Annotated in this window: 16 protein-coding genes and 3 pseudogenes; 9 read left to right on the forward strand and 10 right to left on the reverse strand. The window is 32.6% G+C overall.

Translation table 11 applies throughout. From position 1 onward, the window contains the following. The first annotated feature begins 578 nt into the window (after window positions 1-578). The 5 genes and pseudogenes from METFODRAFT_RS09940 (at window position 579) to METFODRAFT_RS03325 (ending at window position 4,334) form a co-directional block, all read left to right on the forward strand. Window positions 579-884: a hypothetical protein gene (locus METFODRAFT_RS09940; RefSeq protein ID WP_007044118.1), complete on the forward strand. Its 306-nt coding sequence runs from the start codon at window positions 579-581 to the stop codon at window positions 882-884. A gap of 179 nt (window positions 885-1,063) precedes the next feature. Beyond that, window positions 1,064-1,255 (forward strand): annotated as a pseudogene (locus METFODRAFT_RS11375) (IS607 family transposase); the annotation flags it as partial. Window positions 1,256-1,257: 2 nt separating this feature from the next. Beyond that, entirely contained in the window at window positions 1,258-2,580 is a 1,323-nt protein-coding gene (locus METFODRAFT_RS03320) for an IS200/IS605 family accessory protein TnpB-related protein (RefSeq protein ID WP_007044119.1), read from the forward strand. Window positions 2,581-2,942: 362 nt separating this feature from the next. Next, window positions 2,943-3,044: pseudogene (locus tag METFODRAFT_RS11380) on the forward strand (IS6 family transposase); the annotation flags it as partial. 276 nt (window positions 3,045-3,320) lie between these two features. Further along, window positions 3,321-4,334: a deoxyhypusine synthase gene (locus METFODRAFT_RS03325; protein ID WP_007044120.1), complete on the forward strand. Its 1,014-nt coding sequence runs from the start codon at window positions 3,321-3,323 to the stop codon at window positions 4,332-4,334. A gap of 8 nt (window positions 4,335-4,342) precedes the next feature. On the opposite strand, the gene METFODRAFT_RS03330 is transcribed toward METFODRAFT_RS03325, so the two are convergent. Genes METFODRAFT_RS03330 through METFODRAFT_RS03345 form a run of 4 tightly spaced genes read right to left on the reverse strand, consistent with a single transcriptional unit; the run spans window position 4,343 to window position 8,272 of the window. Further along, window positions 4,343-5,395 (reverse strand): M42 family metallopeptidase, encoded by a 1,053-nt coding sequence (locus METFODRAFT_RS03330; RefSeq protein WP_048115470.1) that lies wholly within the window; start codon window positions 5,393-5,395, stop codon window positions 4,343-4,345. A gap of 45 nt (window positions 5,396-5,440) precedes the next feature. Next, window positions 5,441-6,238 carry a 16S rRNA (adenine(1518)-N(6)/adenine(1519)-N(6))-dimethyltransferase RsmA gene (gene rsmA / locus METFODRAFT_RS03335; protein ID WP_048115473.1) on the reverse strand — a complete coding sequence of 266 codons (798 nt, stop codon included), beginning with the start codon at window positions 6,236-6,238 and terminating at the stop codon, window positions 5,441-5,443. Window positions 6,239-6,248: 10 nt separating this feature from the next. After that, window positions 6,249-7,301, reverse strand: a complete 1,053-nt coding sequence (locus METFODRAFT_RS03340) for a TIGR01177 family methyltransferase (protein WP_007044123.1) — start codon at window positions 7,299-7,301, stop codon at window positions 6,249-6,251. 2 nt (window positions 7,302-7,303) lie between these two features. Continuing rightward, window positions 7,304-8,272, reverse strand: a complete 969-nt coding sequence (locus METFODRAFT_RS03345) for an MATE family efflux transporter (RefSeq protein ID WP_007044124.1) — start codon at window positions 8,270-8,272, stop codon at window positions 7,304-7,306. 90 nt (window positions 8,273-8,362) lie between these two features. Between METFODRAFT_RS03345 and METFODRAFT_RS11935 the strand changes: the two are divergent. Both METFODRAFT_RS11935 and METFODRAFT_RS03355 read left to right on the forward strand, forming a co-directional pair. Further along, window positions 8,363-9,365, forward strand: a pseudogene (locus METFODRAFT_RS11935) (IS701 family transposase). A 164-nt stretch (window positions 9,366-9,529) separates the two neighbouring features. After that, on the forward strand, window positions 9,530-10,741 hold the full coding sequence (locus tag METFODRAFT_RS03355) for an NAD(P)-binding protein (protein WP_007044126.1): 1,212 nt from the start codon (window positions 9,530-9,532) through the stop codon (window positions 10,739-10,741). Here METFODRAFT_RS03355 and METFODRAFT_RS11390 read toward each other — a convergent pair. The 6 genes from METFODRAFT_RS11390 to METFODRAFT_RS03380 are packed head-to-tail and all read right to left on the reverse strand — an operon-like array spanning window position 10,738 to window position 16,223. Beyond that, window positions 10,738-11,439 carry a hydantoinase/oxoprolinase family protein gene (locus METFODRAFT_RS11390; RefSeq protein WP_007044127.1) on the reverse strand — a complete coding sequence of 234 codons (702 nt, stop codon included), beginning with the start codon at window positions 11,437-11,439 and terminating at the stop codon, window positions 10,738-10,740. The two genes, METFODRAFT_RS03355 and METFODRAFT_RS11390, sit on opposite strands and share 4 nt — an antisense overlap. Beyond that, window positions 11,378-12,475 (reverse strand): hydantoinase/oxoprolinase family protein, encoded by a 1,098-nt coding sequence (locus tag METFODRAFT_RS11395; protein WP_007044128.1) that lies wholly within the window; start codon window positions 12,473-12,475, stop codon window positions 11,378-11,380. The genes METFODRAFT_RS11390 and METFODRAFT_RS11395 overlap by 62 nt, the downstream gene beginning before the upstream one ends. A 17-nt stretch (window positions 12,476-12,492) precedes the next feature. Continuing rightward, the gene (locus METFODRAFT_RS03365) at window positions 12,493-13,614 is read right to left on the reverse strand and encodes a methyltransferase (RefSeq protein WP_007044129.1); all 1,122 of its coding nucleotides are present in this window, start codon (window positions 13,612-13,614) and stop codon (window positions 12,493-12,495) included. A gap of 26 nt (window positions 13,615-13,640) precedes the next feature. Continuing rightward, complete coding sequence (locus tag METFODRAFT_RS03370) at window positions 13,641-14,009, reverse strand: hypothetical protein (RefSeq protein ID WP_007044130.1); 369 nt, start codon at window positions 14,007-14,009, stop codon at window positions 13,641-13,643. A 16-nt stretch (window positions 14,010-14,025) separates the two neighbouring features. Continuing rightward, window positions 14,026-15,078 (reverse strand): WD40 repeat domain-containing protein, encoded by a 1,053-nt coding sequence (locus METFODRAFT_RS03375; RefSeq protein WP_007044131.1) that lies wholly within the window; start codon window positions 15,076-15,078, stop codon window positions 14,026-14,028. Window positions 15,079-15,101: 23 nt separating this feature from the next. Further along, window positions 15,102-16,223 (reverse strand): iron ABC transporter substrate-binding protein, encoded by a 1,122-nt coding sequence (locus tag METFODRAFT_RS03380; protein WP_007044132.1) that lies wholly within the window; start codon window positions 16,221-16,223, stop codon window positions 15,102-15,104. Between the two features lie 134 nt (window positions 16,224-16,357). On the opposite strand from METFODRAFT_RS03380, the gene METFODRAFT_RS03385 reads away from it, so the two are divergent. Continuing rightward, on the forward strand, window positions 16,358-16,561 hold the full coding sequence (locus METFODRAFT_RS03385; RefSeq protein WP_007044133.1) for a hypothetical protein: 204 nt from the start codon (window positions 16,358-16,360) through the stop codon (window positions 16,559-16,561). Window positions 16,562-16,590: 29 nt separating this feature from the next. Beyond that, on the forward strand, window positions 16,591-17,796 hold the full coding sequence (gene trpB / locus METFODRAFT_RS03390; RefSeq protein ID WP_007044134.1) for a tryptophan synthase subunit beta: 1,206 nt from the start codon (window positions 16,591-16,593) through the stop codon (window positions 17,794-17,796). Window positions 17,797-17,814: the final 18 nt, after the last annotated feature.

The raw sequence follows: 17,814 nt of genomic DNA on the forward strand, positions 1-17,814 counted from the left end.
TATAGCCAATTCGGATGACTTAGTAGATTATTGTTTGGTTAGAACTTTAACTGAGATAAAGACGATTAAATCAATATCTGAAGAGATTTTAGGAATTCATCGAACAACCTAATCAAAAAACTTCAAGAACTTTCAGAAATCGGGACTTGCCTTCATACTCAGCTATTAAGCCTTCCCGACATTTTAGACAATCATAAATTCAAATTCTCAATAATAATCGACTCAACCTTATTGAGGAGATTCAGCGAGAACGTTTATGGATGTTCTATTCGATACAATTATGTAGAAAATCATAAAAAGCCATATCAAGAGCAAATAAACTGCTGTATCTATCACGAAAAAAAGGGATATATTCGATTTACACTACAATAAAACCGCTAAATAAAAAAGCCACAGATATATTCCTCGAAATTATTGAATTAACTTCCGATATTATTAAGGGGACGGTCATTGGAGACGGATTTGTAACGATAAAGAAAGTTTTAAGGAGATGTAAAGAATTAAAAACCGATTACATTGGAAGAGTTAGGAAAAACCTTATAATTGAATTTTTCGGTAAGAAGGTTAAAATAGAAGAGTTGTTTGAGAAGGATTTTAGCGAAGATAAGGTTAAATTAAGAACTATTAAAGGGATAAAGTTTAAATTGTCCGAAAAAGTAGTTAATATTCCTAATGTTGGAAAGGTTAAAATCGTTGGAGTGTTAATGGAAGGACAGAAGAAGGTTAAGTATTTGGTCTCGACAAACTATAAAAAGAAGGCTGAGAATATTATAAACGAGTATATAAAAAGATGTAAAATAGAGGAGTCAAACGAAAAACCTACGGTTTTTCGTAACTCGCCTGTTATCACAGGCGAAAGCATAGAAGGGATAAGTCGATTTTAGAAGTTGAAGGAACATACTTATCCTCAGAAAAGAGTAATATCGGATTCGTTAGGTTAATGGGAATGTTATTTAATTGCATCGAATACTTAAGCTACAAAAACGGAATATCATTTTATGAAGTCGTTAAAAAGTGTACTAAAGAACTAATAAAGAATGGATTATCATAATCACACTGTCAGTTAAAAGAATTTTTTAACCATTGTGGTGTTGAGATAGAAGTTGTCGATAAGAAAAATTTCAAAACCCCACACGAAGAATTAGTTGATGATTTAATAACCATAATTTCACATTTTGCTGGAAAACTATACGGTTTTAGAAGCCACAAAAGGAAAAAAATCATTAAACAAACGAAAAAACTATTTAGTGAATAACTATGCTAAAAACAATCAAACTATCTAAAACCATGGCATTGAAAAGCAAGCCATTAACAAGAACAAAAATAAAAATCATAGAAAATACTATCGAAGCTTATAAAGAAATTTTATCTATTGCCTTAGATTTCGGTTTAAAGAATAAAAGAAAAAGCCATAGAAAGATTAGAGAGGGAATATATGAAGAAATAAAAAATAAATATCCGAAGTTGCCAACCCACTATATCTATACTGCTTCTCAAGATGCATCCACGAGAATAAAAAGCTTTATATCCATGAAAAAGAGAGGAAAAGCATATACGGAAACTCCAGAAGTTAGAAACGTCTCTTTATGGTTGGATGATATTTTATTCAACTACAAAGATTTCAAAACCAATATAGAAAAACTATTTTCGATAGATAAAGAAGGAAAGAAAACATTGCATTTAAGATTATCTACACCGAATGGTAGAATAGTTATTCCTCTAAAGCCACATAAACAGTTTTTTAAAGTGCTAAATGAAGGTTGGAAAATAAAAGCTGGTTTTAAACTGATATTGAATAAAGAGGATGGAACAATAACGATTTTAATCCCATTAGAGAAGGAAATAACAATTAATGATGATTATAAAGCTGTTTATGCATTGGATTTTAATTTGGACAATATAACTTATGGTAATTTCGAAAATATAGAGATGATAAAAGCTGATTTAGGAAAATTAACCGAAAAATACTCTAATATAATGGCTAACATCCAAGAGAAATTCTCATTTAAAGGTATTCATAAACAAGAAAAACCGTTAAAGAGGAAAGGCTTTATCTTGCTTAAAAAATTCGGTAGGAGATTAAAAAATATCAGAGAGGATAAGTTAAAAAAGTTAGCTAACAAAATAGCTAAAGAACTTAAAGAAAAAGATGCAGTTTTAATTATCGAGGATTTATCTTCTTATTTTAACCAAAATATTGCTAAAAAGTCATTTAAAAAGCTAAAACATAAACTGCATAACATCTCAGCTAAAAAATTTTTAAACTATCTTAAAAATAAGTGCTTAGAATTCGGAGTTAAAGTCGTTGAGGTAAATCCAGCTTACACTTCTATATTATGCCCTAACTGTGGAAATAGATTATCTCAACTATATAAATTAGCCGATGAGAGGGCTCTGCCTTTGAGGCTAATGTATTGCTTTGATTGTGAGTTTTATGCCGATAGGGATGCAGTAGCTGTATTTAATTTGATAAAAAGATTCATGGGGCTGTATCCGTTCAGCCCGAAGTCCAATGAGCCTATAGCAGAGGGAACGGTGTTCCCGATGAAGCTATGGGTTGAGGACAACCCATTCCCATAGCTGTCGGTTTGTATGATAAGTTATTAAATGCTATGATAAGCTATGGAAACGGGAAACGGATAACGTTAATTACAAACTTACTTTATTTTACTTTTACAAATTGTGATATTGTTTTTGCCGTTTGAAACTGTTTAATTTTTCATAGACAAACATGGACATTTATAAATAAATATGTAAAGAAATTTTTAAATCTCTTTTTCTCTTTATTATATTTTGATAGTATTGTTGGAGTTCTACAATATGATTTAAAATATAGTCACTCAATTGAACCATAATATCACAATATGGTCATTCTACTGAACTAATATACAAGTCAATAGAGTTAAAATCTTAGCAGGGCTTTTGTATTACCCTTGGAATATCATTATCACAAGATTAAAGAGGTTTTAAACGAACTTGAAAGAAAGACAAGAAATCTAATTGCAATCAATGTGACCAAAGTAAAGATTAAAAATCAAACCATCATCATCTAAGATTAATATATTCGAATATATATTATATTTTTTATCCATTTTGGAGAATCATAATTAACAACCACAAAACCGAAAATATATAAAGGCAAAAATCCAACTTAGTATTTGCGGGATTATGCATTTGACAGTAGTGAATTATATAAATACATTGAGAGAATGAATATGGGAAGATTGGATATCAACAACTACATCAAATAATCCTTATCATTTATTTTTGATTATTTTTTAAAATTAAACCTATCTTTTAAATTTTAATGAGGTGTTGTTATGGATCCAAAGGATATTGTATTAAAGAAGAGCGATACAGAAGGATTGGAAGAGATTTCTATTGAAGGACCGTGGTTGGATGATGAAATAAGTTTGGATGATGTGGTTAAAAATTACTATGAAAAAATTGGATTTCAGGCGACACACTTGGGAAAAGCCATCAAAATCTGGAAAAAAATTGAAGAAAAAAGAGACAGTGGGGATATAACAGTATTTTTTGGATATACATCAAATATTATTTCTTCTGGATTGAGGGAGGTTATTGCATACTTAGCAAAGCATAAAAAGATAGATGTGATTGTTACAACGGCAGGAGGAATTGAAGAAGATTTTATAAAATGTTTAAAACCATTTATATTGGGAGATTGGGAAGTAAATGGGAGATTTTTGAGAGAAAAAGGAATCAATAGAATAGGAAATATTTTTGTTCCAAATGATAGGTATATTGAATTTGAAACATACATGACAGAATTTTTCGACAGAATTTTGGAGATGGAGAAGAAAGAGCAAAAAGTCATAACTACAAGTGAGTTTTGTTATGAATTAGGTAAATTTATGGATGAGAAACTTGGAAAAGAAAAAGAAAAATCTATCCTATACTGGGCATATAAAAACAACATCCCAATCTTCTGCCCGGCGATAACTGATGGTTCAATAGGAGATATGCTCTACTTCTACAAAAAAAGCAGAAAGGATGAGAGACTAAGAATAGATGTGGCAAACGATATCGTTAAGTTAAATGACATTGCAATAAATGCAAAAGAAACAGCATGTATTGTTTTAGGTGGTTCCCTACCAAAACACAGCATTATAAATGCCAATTTATTTAGAGAGGGAACAGATTACGCCATATACATAACAACAGCAGTTCCTTGGGACGGTTCTTTAAGTGGGGCTCCACCAGAAGAAGGGGTTTCATGGGGAAAAATTGGGGCTAAGGCAGATTACGTGGAGATTTGGGCTGATGCTACACTTGTATTCCCAATTTTGGTTTATTGTGTAATGAAAGATTAAAATTTAATTTAGAAGTATTTATCCAAATCTTTTATGCATGAAACTACCAATTCAACGGTTTTTTCTAAATCTCTCTTATCGATAACTTCAACTGGTGTGTGGATGTATCTTGCTGGGATGGAAATTACTCCAGTTGGAATACCATCTCTTGTTAAATGGATTGCCGTAGCGTCTGTTGTTCCACCTTCTCCAACTTCATATTGGACTGGAATTTCATATTTTTTGGAGATATCTCTTATCATATCCAATACCTTTGGATGAGTAATCAATCCTCTCCCAGATGCATCAACTATCCCTACAACTGGACCTTTTCCTAACTCAACTGGTGCATCCTCCATTTTTATTCCTGGATGGTCTCCACAGATGGTAACATCCAAAGCAAAAGCAACATCCGGATTTATTCCGAATGCAGAAGTTCTTGCCCCTTTTAAACCAACTTCCTCCTGAACTGTTCCAACTGCATAAACTTGGCAGTTCAAGTCCTCATCTTTAAGTTTTCTCATAACTTCCAATAAAACTGCACATCCTGCCCTATCATCAAACGCCTTGCATGTAAATCTGTTCTTTCCAAGTTCACTGAATTCTGATTTGAATGTAACCCATGTTCCTATCTCAACACCCATTTCAATTGCCTCTTCCCTACTCTCTGCCCCAATATCAATAAACATATCCTCATATTTTATGAGTTTGTTTTTCTCACTTTCTTTCATTTTGTGAGGTGGTTTTGAACCTAAAACCCCAATAATATCTCCCTTATTCCCATGAACAATAACCTTTTGGTTTAGAATCATTTGGTCATTTATTCCCCCAATTTTTGTGAACTTCAAGAATCCTTTTTCATCGATATATTTAACCATTAATCCAATCTCATCCATGTGTGCAGCAATCATTATCTTTGGACCTTTGTCCCCCTTTCTCGCAATTAAATTTCCAAATTTATCTGTATAGATTTCATCAACCATTGGTTCAAGTTCTTTTTTCATTAATTCCCTAACTCTGTCTTCTCTTCCAGAGATTCCTTTTTCTTCTGCAAGTTTTTTTAAGTATTCAACTGCACTCATCATATCACCACCTATAGTTTTAATTCTAATTTATCCAAATTAAATTTAAACTTTGCTAATTTTTGAATACAATAGATTACTCAAATTACCAATATCCCTTGGACTCAATTTAAAAACCCTCTCATCCACATTGAAATCAATATTTTCTAAGATTTTTTTTATCTTTTCTCTTTCAATGCCCAACTCATGGCATGAATCTATCAACGCTTTCTTAACTGTCTTATTCTTATGCTGGAACAAAGCCCTCAAAACATTCTCAAAAAACTCCTCATTCTCAACTTTAAATAAAGGTTCTCTCTTAACTATTTTCACTATTGCGGAATTTACTTTTGGTCTTGGAGAAAAAGCAGAAGGCGGAACTTTGCATATAAATTCAACATCCGCCTTGTATTGAACTGCAACACTCAACCTACTATAATCTTTTGTTCCTTCCTTTGCCACCATTCTTTTAGCAAACTCATACTGATACATCAAAACTGCAATATCAAAATTAGTTTTTAGCAATTTAAATGTTATGGGGGAGGATATCTGATATGGAAGATTGGCAACAACTTTATTAAAACCTAAGTTATTTAAATCAATCTTTAATGCATCCTCCCATATAATTTCAACGTTATCATATTTCTCCTTTATTTTTTCTGCATATGGCTTTAGCCCCTCATCTATCTCAATAACATATACTTTTTTGGCATTTTTAGCAAGTTCTTCAGTTAAAATACCCTTCCCTAAACCTATCTCCAAAACTATATCTTCTTTATTTATCTCTGCCTCTTCAACTGCTTTTTTAACAAAATTTTTGTCTATTAAGAAGCACTGTCCTAATTTCTTTTTAGGTTTGAACATTGTTTCACTTTTATTTTTTATAAACATGGATGTATCTTGTTAATTGGTTGTGAACATAGACATCGTAAAGTTCCTTCAAATCCATATCAATATCTATCTTCCTTGGTGCTGCAAAAACCAAATAACCGTCATCTTTAAGTACGTCTTTGAATTCCTTTAAGTAATTTTCAACATCTCCCTTTCTTGATGTTGAGATGCCATAAGGAGGGTCAGTTACTATTGCATCAACCTCATCTACGTTTAATTTATCTAAAAATTTTTTTACATCCTTTGCATTCCATCTTTCTATTGCTATTATTTTATTTTCTAAGTTATAAGATTCAAGGTTTATTTTTGTTCCTGACGTCATTCTCCAATCTATATCACTCCCTATCAATCTACAACCCATCAATCCTGCTTCAATCAAAAACCCACCAGTCCCACAAAATGGATCTAAAACAACATCTCCTTCTTTAACCCTTGCCAAATTCACCATAGCCCTTGCAAGCTTTGGTAGCATACAACCAGGGTGGAAGTATTTTCTCAAATGAGGTCTATTTTTTTGGAAGTATTCTTTATCTCTCATCTCTAATACATTGGATACAAAAAAGGCATCCTCCAAAATAACAACTCTAACTAATATATCTGGATTTTTTAGATTTACCTTTGCATTGGTTTTTGATTTTATAATAGCTCCAATTTCTCTCTCAATCCTTAATGAATCTATAGATTTGGTAAATTTATCTTTGTGGAGTTTTAAAACTCTAACGGCGTAAGATTTGCTCTCATCAATGTCAGGATAGCCCTTATTTTTTATAAACTCTTTAAATGAGTTTATAAAGTCATTTGTAATTTTATCTACCAAATTTATATCTCTCTCCTCTAAATTGTATCTGAATATTATCCTATGCCCTTCATCTATATATCCACTTCTTTTAACTATTTCTTTAGCTTTGCTATTTTCAGTTACAACGTATCTTTTTAATCTTTCAACACTACCGTTGTAATTAAAAATTTCCAATAATGCCATAAGCTCTCCATAAGGGATTTCTTCATGCTCTCCATTTAGAACATATCCAATCATAATTATCCCTCTTTATATTTGATTAATGCCTTTATAGCTAAAATTCCAAACAAAAATGCAAATATCCCAGCTGTAAATTCACCTGTTACTAAACCACTATAAATTCCAAACATCTTTAACCCCAAAATTACTGCAAACAGATAAGCATAGGATATATGGCATATTAAAGACCTAAATATAGCAATTATTAAAGATTTTTCTCCTTTTCCAATCCCTTGAAACATTGCAGATGTTGTTAAAATGAATGGTGTAAATAACAAATATAATGGAACTATTCTTAAAGCTTTAACAAGCTCTTTATGAATACCCATAGAAACCTCAGTATAGGTAAAGAGATAAGCTAAGATTGGGGATAAGAGCATTATTAAAGCAACTATAATAATTTCCATTAAAACCCCAATTTTTATTGTGTAAAAATAAGCTGTTTTTAATTTTTCAAAACTCTTTGCTCCATAAGTGGCTCCTATAACTGATGTAGTCCCACTCGCCAAACCTAACATTGGAATAAAACCAAACTCTGTTATCCTTAAAGCTCCAGTATAGACAGCTAAACCTCTACTATCTCCAACCATCATAATTATTGAAGTCATTATAAAAAATGATACTGCAACAGTAATCTCTATAAATGTTGAAGGAATGCCAACTCTAATTAAATCACCAATAATCTTTAAATTTGGCTTAAATTTTGATAATTTAACAGTAACATAACATGCTTTTTTTATAAACAAATTATAAGCCAAAATTAATAAAGAGACAGTTATAGCTATCAAAGTAGCATAACTTGCCCCACTTATCCCAAAGTTTAATAAGTATATGAATATTGGGTCCAAGATGATGTTTGTTAAAGTTCCTACAACACTTGCTATCATAACAATTTTTGTATTGCCCTCCCCCCTAAATATTCCATACAATGCATCGCAGATTGTAAATATAACAACTCCCAAAACTAATATTAGGACTTTCGCAAGCATATTCGAATATAATGATATAGCATTTATGATAAGATATTTCTACCACAACATTTTACTATTTTTCGAATAAAAATTGTTTATGGTGAGAATATTCTCAAAAAAGCGAATGCAATTGTTTATATACTCTTTCTTCTATTGTCAGAGTTTAATTCGTGTATAGAACTATCTAAAACATTACGCATTTTCGGAATAAACGTATCTCACGATACCATAAATCGAATTCTTTGGAATGAGGGTCTTAACCCACAAGAGAATCTATTTAACTTCATGAAAAACTTTATAACTCCCGAATATAACATTTTCGTTATAGATGATTTTGTTATAGATAAGTTTTATTCGAAATCAACAGAATTTACTTATTATTGTTGGAGTAATCTACATAAACGAGTAGTTATGGGCATGCATGTTGTTGATTGTATTGCTACGAATGGAAAGAACATCATTCCAATCGATTTAGAGTTTATGATAGACCAAGGGATGGAAAGACGAAGAATGATTTATGTAGGGAAATAATACTCTCTTTAGTTGAAAGGGGATTTAATATTCGATATATCTGCTTCGATAGTTGGTATTCGAGCAAAGAAAACTTAAAACTTATCGATAAGTTAGGTTTATTTTACCTCTGCAGAATTAAAAGGAACAGGAAGATAAACCTCTCCAAAAACGGTGAGTGGATTTCGATTAAAGAACTTGGAGAAATTCCTGAAAGTGGATTAATCGTTTATCTAAGGAAAGTAGGATATGTCAAACTCTTCTGCCTTTCCAAAAAACGGAAAGGCAGTATATTATATAACGAATAACCTATTTATGAGTTTCGGAGAATTTCAAGAGGTCAAAAAACGCCTCTTGGAGAATCGAAGAGTTCCACAGAGGAGTTAAACAGTGCTGCAATATTGGAAAATTTCTTCGTTAGAAAAAAGATTTCCAGTATTAGGACATATTTCGTTAGCTATGAGGGCTTTCTTTATTTTAGAGAAAAATTAGAATCGATAAAAAGATTACTTGGTATGAGTTTAGAAGAGAACTAAATCGAATAGCCGTTGGGAATGCCATAATCTCTTTATGTAAAGAAACTGGTTTATTGTTAATCTAAGTATTTAAATGTATTTGCGAAAGTCCTATTCCCAATAAAAATTAAGACACTAATTTAATTTTAATGCACACCCATAATAGATTTATATAAAGCAGTGGCTAAATGTAAGTTTATATTTTGAAATTTGACAATGATATCAGTATTATAACTTTATGAGGGATAATATGAGAATTGGTATTGTTGGTGGTGGTTTAGGCGGGCTTTTAACAACTGCCTTATTATCAAAGAATCATGATGTTGTTGTTTTTGAGAAATTGCCCTTTGTTGGAGGTAGATTTACAAATATAAATTATAAAGGGTTCCAATTAACAACCGGGGCTTTACACATGATTCCACATGGAAATGATGGGTATTTAGCGAAGTTGTTGAGAGAATGTGGATGTAATGTTAAAATAATAAATTCAAATCCAGACGGACTTTTCAGGGTGAATGGCAAAGATTATGCATACAAAGACCTATTCAACCTTGTAGGTTTAAAGGATAAATTAAAAGCATTAAAAATGGCGGCAAATTTAAAAATGGGTAATGTTGATAAAAGCATATCTTTTGGAGAGTTTTTGGAAAGTGTAGAGTTAGCGTTAAAGGTTGGAAATGCATTTACTGGTTGGGCGTTGAGTTTAACTGCCTACGAAACACCGATGGAAGAGATTATTGAGATGGCAAAAAACTACCACAAATTTGGAGGGCCAGGAGTTCCAATTGGAGGTTGTAAGGGAGTTATTGATGAACTCGTTAGGGTTATAAAAAACAACAATGGTGTTATAAAAGTTGAGTGTGAAGTGAAAGGCATTGAAATTGAAGATGATAAAGCCTACATTATTGGGGAAGAATTTAATGAGGAGTTTGATGTTGTTGTTAGCAATCTATCCCCAAAACTAACAGAAAAAATCTCAAATGTAAAGATAATAAAAGGAAAAGAGCCAAAACCATCAAAAGGAATAAAGATATGCGTTGCTACAAAAGAAGGATTAATAAAGCATAATGGAGTTCTTTTCACTCCTGAATGTGAGAGGATTAATGGCTTAAACCAAGTAACCAATGTAGATATATCTCTCGCTCCTGAGGGTTATCATTTAGTCATGACACACCAAACACAATTAACAAACAACGTAAAAAAGGAGATTGATTTGGGTTTGGAGGATATTGAGAATTTATTTAACGGCAAAGATTATGAGATATTGCATATCCAATCTTATAGGGATGAATGGCCAGTAAATCATGCATCAAATGGAACAGATTTGGATAATGTTATAAATGATAGATTGTATTTGGTAGGGGATGGAGTTAAAGGAAAAGGGGGAATTGAGGTTGAAGGAATTGCCATGGGAGTTATGAAGGTTGTTGAACACATCAATTTGCTGAATAAAACCAATTAATTCCTCTCAATCCTTATGCTCCCATAACCATCCACAATAGTGTGGTAATTTGGTGGAATAACAATTGTTGAATCATATTCCTCAACTATTGCAGGTCCATCAAACCTTGCCCCAGGTTTAAGTTTATCCCTATTGTAGATTGGGGTTTCTTCCCATCCATTGGTAAAGTAAACTTTTCTATAACTTTCAGGTTTTGGGATATACTCTTTTATCTCATTGTATTTTATCTCTGGCTTTGTTAATAAACCAATAATTGTAACTCTTGCATTAACAAATTCAACATCCTCATCCAATGAACTAAATTTATAAATTGCCTCATGTTTCTTGTGGAAATTATTTATAACCTCCCCCAAATCCCCAGTCCATGGGATTGTTATATCATACGATTGCCCTTTATATCTAACATCAATTTGCTTAATTATTTTTATCTCATCAAAACTTCCAACCTCTTTAATTCCTTCTTCTATCAATTCAACAAATATATTTTCTACTTCTTCCTCATCAACTTCATCTGCATCCTTTAATATACTTTTAACTTTATCAACTCTGCAATCAGATAGCAAAAGCCCCAACGCAGAGAAAACCCCACATGAAGGAGGAATTAATATTGATTTAATTTCCATCTCCTCCGCCAACTCAACACCATGCAACGGCCCTGCCCCCCCCAAAAACATACATAACAAAGTCCCTTGGGTCATATCCTCTCTCTACCGTAACTATTCTTAATGCCTTTGCCATTGCTGTATTTGCCAATTTTATTATTCCCAATGCAACATCTTCTATACATTCCCCAATCTTTTCCGCCAATTTTGATATTGCCTTCTCTGCCAAATCCTTCCTTAATGTTATTGTCCCTCCACTGAGTTTGCCTCCCAATCTTCCAAGAATTAAATTTGCATCTGTTATTGTTGGTTTATCATTTCCCTTTCCATAACAAACAGGCCCAGGGTCAGCACCAGCACTTATTGGACCAACTCTTAATGCATTTCCTTCATCAATCCATGCTATAGTCCCCCCACCAGCACTAACCTCTGCTAAATCAATAAATGGAAACCTAACAGGATATCCAGAGCCTTTAATTAACCTTCCAGCATGAACTTCTCCACCGACCTCATACTCATTTGTTATTAATGGAGTGTGGTTGATTATTGTTGATGCCTTTGCAGTAGTTCCCCCCATATCGAAGCCAATAACTTTCCCATCTCCCAAAATTTTTGAGTAATAAGATACTGCAATCGCCCCAGCAGCAGGACCAGATTCAATAAATGCCAACGGCCCATAACTCAAAACAACTACTGGAATACCTGTTTTTTGTTGTAACTTATCTGCATTTTCCTTGCTCATATAAGTGACGAATATCACATCTGGCTTAATTTCAAGAACTCTTTCTACATTTGGTTCTTCTCCTGGCTTTCCACTTCCAACTCCAGGTTTTTGTAAAAGTTCTTTATGTGCTATTAGATATGGCATTCCTTTCCAATATTTCTTCTCCACTCCTGTTATTCCACAAATCTTATCAGTTGCGTTTAAATAAACTGCCAATCTTAATGCCCCTGGACCATAGCAAACGATTTTATCGACATTTTTAGGAACTTCAACCTCTCTACCTAATATATCGGTTATTTTTACCGTTTCTTTTATTTCTGCTGTAGATTCTTGCTTTTCATTTACACATCCGCAGAATCCTACTATAATAATGGTTATTGCTAATAAACCAACTAATCTCTTTATCATCTATACCACCATTAACATCATATTTTCTTAGCAACAATCATCTTTGCTTTTCCAAAACACCCAAATCGAAGCGAATCCTTCGGATTCGCTGACTTACGAAAACTCTTCGAGTTTTCGTCAAGTCCTAAAAGTTCAGGCATATCTGTAACCTCCAAGATTTTAAAGCCTAAATTCTTTAAATATTCTAAATAATCGTTGAGATTTAAATCCTCCTCAAACGTGTATCTTATTCTACCCTTATTAAGCCCTTCTGGCTTAGAGAAGTTCCATTCCATGTTGTTTAAATAATCTTCAATTCCTTCTTCTTTATCTGGGAAGAATTGCTTATTTATAAACAATCCTCCTTCATTTAGAGAATTATAAACCTTCTCTGCAATCTTTGGATTCTTTCCACCTGGATTGTAAGAGGTGAAGATTATATCATAGCCCTTTCCAATATCATCCTTATAAAAATCTCCAGTAATAGTAAAGACATTCTTTGCATTGTATTTTTCAATGAATTTTTTTGTTTCCTCAACAACGTTTGGCAAATCAAAGACATAGCATTTTAAATTTTTATTTAGCATACTAAACCCTATTGCATACAATCCATGCCCTCCACCTAAATCAAGAAGTTTTTTGGCATTTTTAAACTCCCCATATTTTGCTATATAACTTAAAACCTTCTGCAACTCCCAACACTTGCATTCATCTGCCATTCTTCTAACAACCTTTGGAAAAAAGCTATTAACATCCGTATTTTGATAATTATCTTTATTTTTTAAAATATCAGATAGATTTTCCCAATTTTTGATATTCTCAAAATAACTGTAGATTGGATTGATTATGCTGTAATTTGAATCCTTTTTTAGGTAAATGTTGGTTATCTCAGCATTTTTGTAATAAACTCTCCCACCTACAACCTTGCTATCAATTAAACCAAGATCATTTAGGATTTTTAGCATATATTCCATTAAAATCAAATCAGCATCTAAAATCTCTGCCAATTCCTCAGCAGTTTTAAAACTACTCAAATACCCAAATAAATTTAAATCAATAGCCGTTTTTAACAAATAAAAAATCCTTGCCTTCAAATAGACTTCATCAAATAGTTTCAATACCTTTTCTGGATTTTCATTAGGACATTTTAGAAGAGCCATATTATCACCAAAATAAATTACATCACTTATTTTAACTTATTTTTAATAATTAATCCTACAAATACTAAACAGATTATTAACAAGATTGCATATAAATGTATCATGTTTTTATTATTGCCGGTATCTTCAATATTTGTATAAAAATAGTCAATTCCATTCCCTACATTAACAACAACATACTTTCCATCAGAACTCATATAAACCTCATCAATCAACCCTTCATATAGTCTCCCATTTATAAGTTCTTTAAATTTATAATGCCACAGAACATCTCCCCTATTGTTAAATATAAAGATATCTCCATTGTTATATCTTGCCAAGATATATCTCCCATCCGGTGTTATATAAACTGATTCAATCTTTCCAGCAATGTAATTTTTTTCATAACTCCACAATAGATTTCCTTTATTGTTATATAAAAGCACTTTCGCTGAAACATTTCCTCCATAGGCAGATGAAGAAGGGGGGACTTCCAGTTCCTATAACAATATATCTCCCATATGGTGTCATGGAGAATGCTGTAATAATATTTCCACTGTATGTACCGTTACACCATAGTAAATTACCTTTATCGTTAAATACCAATACACTACTACTTGATGGAAGTATTTCAGGCTCTTCTCCTCTATATACATCATAGATTACAATGATATATTTATCATCAGAAGATGTGAATATTGACCTAACACTATACCATTTTGAAACCCATGTTGTGTTTTTAAATGTTGTGAATTCATTATTTCCCATTACATAACTCCATAACAACTTTCCCTTATTATTAAATACGTGTAGTATGGTATTACCACTTTTATTAAAAGTTTCAGATATAATATAACTTCCATTAGAACTTATATAAGACGGGCATTTGTTTGTTATGTTCCATAATAAATTACCTTTATTGTTAAATAGATAGGTTTTATTTTTACATCTTGTAAAAATGTATTCTCCATCAGCCACCATTGAAATAGAGACAATTCTATCGCTTATATTTTTATGCCACAATAGTCCATTTTTTTGGTTAAAAAAATAAATGTTACAGTCATTATCTGTCGCTAAAATGTATTCTCCATCAGGAATTATGGAAATTGAAGATATATGCCCTCCTACATTATAATACCACACCATCCACACTGATGCACCACTATTATCAAACAAATAAACATTATTCTTATCGCCAATTACAATAAATTTACCATCTGGTGTCATAGAAATTGAACCATAATAATTTGTTTTATATCCCCATAGTAGTTCTCCTTTATTATTAAAGAGGCATATATAAAAGAGATTATCTCCCCTATCTCGAACTGCTGCGGTGATATACTTTCCATCTTCACTCATTGCAATTGAATCAATATCAATAAATTTACTGCTATAACTCCATCCTCCACATATATTTTCACAAAATACTGATGTTAAATGTAAAAAGATTCCAATTAAAAGAGTTCCCATTATAAACTTCTTCATCTTCAAACCCTTTTAAAAATATATTATTTAAACTCCAACTTCTTAAATCCTCCTAATTTCTCTTTCATTGCACTATAAACTGGCCTTCCAACCAAGAAGGTAAATATCTCATCTGCCTTTTCCTCTGGGTTTATATCTTTAAATCTGTCTGGGTAGACAACCTTTCCAATGTAGTAAGCATCTGCTAACGCTGTTCCTATATTTGTTGTGTAGAAGTTGTATGGCAATAAGCCATAAACCTCCCTATTCTTAAATGCCTTTAATGAATTGTAGAATTCTGGATTCTTCTTATAATCCTCAACAACTAAACTCAACCCACCTTCATCAACAAATATTATATCCGGATTCCATTTTAAGAGTTGTTCTTTTGTTATGAATGCATGCCCCTCTTTACCTAACTCATCTGCAACGTTCTTTGCATTAACAGCAACAAATGGTGGATATTTACATTGAGTACTATCAATTCCATGCTTTCCTTTGTATCCAATACCTCCAACATAGACACTTGGCTTCTTATCGTCTGGAATATCCTTTGTTCTCTCATTCAAATCATTTTGACAATCTTTTATGAATTTAATGACTTCCTCTGCTCTACCTTCTTTACCCAATATTTTTCCAGCAAGTTCTAATGATTTAAATAAATCTTCGTTGTTGAATGTTGCCAACTGTCCATAACTCAAAACAACAACTGGAATACCTGTTTTTTGTTGTAATGCATCAACTTCATCCTTTGGCATGTATGTTACAAATATTACATCCGGCTTAACTTGAATAATTGCTTCTGGGTTTGGTTTTGGACTTGGACCTCCTTGTCCTATTGTTGGTAGTTCAGTAAGTTCCGGATGAGCAATTCTATAGGGTCTTCCCCATGGTGTCCATTTCTTCTCCGCATCCTCAACTCCAACAACCTTATCTGTTGCATTTAAATAGATAATCAACCTCAAACATCCCGGACCGCAGCATATTATTTTATTAACCTCCTTTGGAATCTCAACCTCTCTTCCATATAAATCGACTATCTTTACCATTCCAGCGTCTTCACTTACAGGTTGAACCTTTTTTTCAACCGTATTTTGCTCCATACACCCACAAAATCCTACAGCAACAATTAAGATTGTTAATAAACTCATTAACTTTTTTATCATATCATCACCATTTTGTGCGATAATATAATACTGAAAATAATTATTATATAAATAATTTTCTAACTAATTGGGTGTCTCTAAGATGTTATCGTTATAGTATTATAGTATAGCCTTACTTATAATCATGTTAGGTAATGATACTTGAAGATGAGCGTTTATTGCACATTCCTCCTGGAAGTAGTAGAACGGGGGTAAAATTTAAAGATGTTGCCAATAAAATTGATTGGATGGAAAGGAATTACTACCTGTGTGGGAAGCATGATAAACATATAAAAACTGTAAAAGATTTATATCTTATGGTTCAAAACATCATCCAAAAATTATTGGAGAATATTTAAAACAAATTCTTATAAAAGAGGTGTCTATCTTGAAGAAATACAAAAATATGTATCCAGATAAAAATGGAAAGTATGGGATTTATGGTGGTAAATTCATTCCTGAAACATTGATGCCTGCAATTGAGGAATTAGAAGAGGCATTCACAAGATTTTGGATAAACAATGAGGGTAATTTTAGGGAGGAATTTGAGAGTTATTTAAAGGAATATGTTGGAAGACCTACCCCACTTTATTATGCAAAAAGATTGAGTGAGTTACTTGGATGCAAAGTCTATCTTAAGAGAGAGGACTTGGCTCATTTAGGAGCACATAAAATAAACAACGCCATTGGGCAAGCGTTATTGGCAAAAAGAATGGGAAAAACAAGAATTATTGCTGAAACTGGTGCAGGACAGCATGGAATAGCAACTGCAGCGGCGGCAACAAATTTAGGCTTAGAATGTGTAATTTATATGGGAAAGAAGGATATGGAAAGGCAGAAGTTGAATGTTTTTAGAATGGAGTTGATGGGAGCGAAGGTTGTTCCTGTTGTCAGTGGTTCCCAAACATTAAAGGATGCTGTAAATGAAGCATTGAGGGATTGGGTTACAAATGTTAGGAATACTTATTATTTGATTGGCTCTACTCTCGGACCTCATCCATACCCAATGATGGTTAGAGAATTCCAAAGAGTTATTGGAAAAGAGATTAAACAACAAATTCTTGAAAAAGAAGGAAGATTACCAACTTGTATTTTAGCATGTGTTGGAGGAGGAAGCAACTCAATTGGAGCATTTTATGAGTTTTTAGATGATGATGTAGAATTGTATGCAGTTGAGGCAGGAGGGAAAGGGGTAGAAACAGGAGAGCATGGGGCATCCCTATGTGCTGGAAGAGTTGGGGTTTTACATGGAACAAAGATGTATGTTAAGGAGGATGAGTTTGGGCAAATCGAGGAGAGTTACAGTATCTCTGCTGGTTTGGATTATCCAGGAGTTAGCCCAGAACTTTCATTCTTAAAGGATAAGGGAAGGATAAAACCAGTTTATGTTACTGATGATGAGGCATTAGAGGCATTTCAGTTGCTATGTAAGTTAGAGGGTATCTTACCTGCATTGGAGAGTTCCCATGCAGTATCTTATGCATTTAAATTAGCAGAGAAATTGGATAAAGATGATATAATTGTTATAAATCTCTCTGGAAGAGGAGATAAGGATGTTCAAACTGTTGCTAAGGCATTAGGGAAGATATTGTAAATTATAACTTGGTGAAAA

This window comes from Methanotorris formicicus Mc-S-70, from assembly GCF_000243455.1.
GTDB classification, from domain to species: domain Archaea; phylum AGJL01; class Methanococci; order Methanococcales; family Methanococcaceae; genus Methanotorris; species Methanotorris formicicus.

Bases quoted from the DNA above. Each gene is read 5' to 3' on its own strand.
- rsmA (WP_048115473.1), bottom strand. From the start codon at position 6,238: ATGTTCAAACCTAAAAAGAAATTAGGACAGTGCTTCTTAATAGACAAA.
- METFODRAFT_RS03365 (WP_007044129.1), bottom strand. From the start codon at position 13,614: ATGGCTCTTCTAAAATGTCCTAATGAAAATCCAGAAAAGGTATTGAAA.
- METFODRAFT_RS03355 (WP_007044126.1), top strand. From the start codon at position 9,530: ATGAGAATTGGTATTGTTGGTGGTGGTTTAGGCGGGCTTTTAACAACT.
- METFODRAFT_RS03385 (WP_007044133.1), top strand. From the start codon at position 16,358: ATGATACTTGAAGATGAGCGTTTATTGCACATTCCTCCTGGAAGTAGT.
- METFODRAFT_RS03330 (WP_048115470.1), bottom strand. From the start codon at position 5,395: ATGAGTGCAGTTGAATACTTAAAAAAACTTGCAGAAGAAAAAGGAATC.
- METFODRAFT_RS03320 (WP_007044119.1), top strand. From the start codon at position 1,258: ATGCTAAAAACAATCAAACTATCTAAAACCATGGCATTGAAAAGCAAG.
- METFODRAFT_RS03345 (WP_007044124.1), bottom strand. From the start codon at position 8,272: ATGCTTGCGAAAGTCCTAATATTAGTTTTGGGAGTTGTTATATTTACA.
- METFODRAFT_RS03325 (WP_007044120.1), top strand. From the start codon at position 3,321: ATGGATCCAAAGGATATTGTATTAAAGAAGAGCGATACAGAAGGATTG.
- METFODRAFT_RS11390 (WP_007044127.1), bottom strand. From the start codon at position 11,439: ATGACCCAAGGGACTTTGTTATGTATGTTTTTGGGGGGGGCAGGGCCG.
- METFODRAFT_RS03380 (WP_007044132.1), bottom strand. From the start codon at position 16,223: ATGATAAAAAAGTTAATGAGTTTATTAACAATCTTAATTGTTGCTGTA.
- METFODRAFT_RS03340 (WP_007044123.1), bottom strand. From the start codon at position 7,301: ATGATTGGATATGTTCTAAATGGAGAGCATGAAGAAATCCCTTATGGA.
- METFODRAFT_RS03375 (WP_007044131.1), bottom strand. From the start codon at position 15,078: ATGAAGAAGTTTATAATGGGAACTCTTTTAATTGGAATCTTTTTACAT.
- METFODRAFT_RS11395 (WP_007044128.1), bottom strand. From the start codon at position 12,475: ATGATAAAGAGATTAGTTGGTTTATTAGCAATAACCATTATTATAGTA.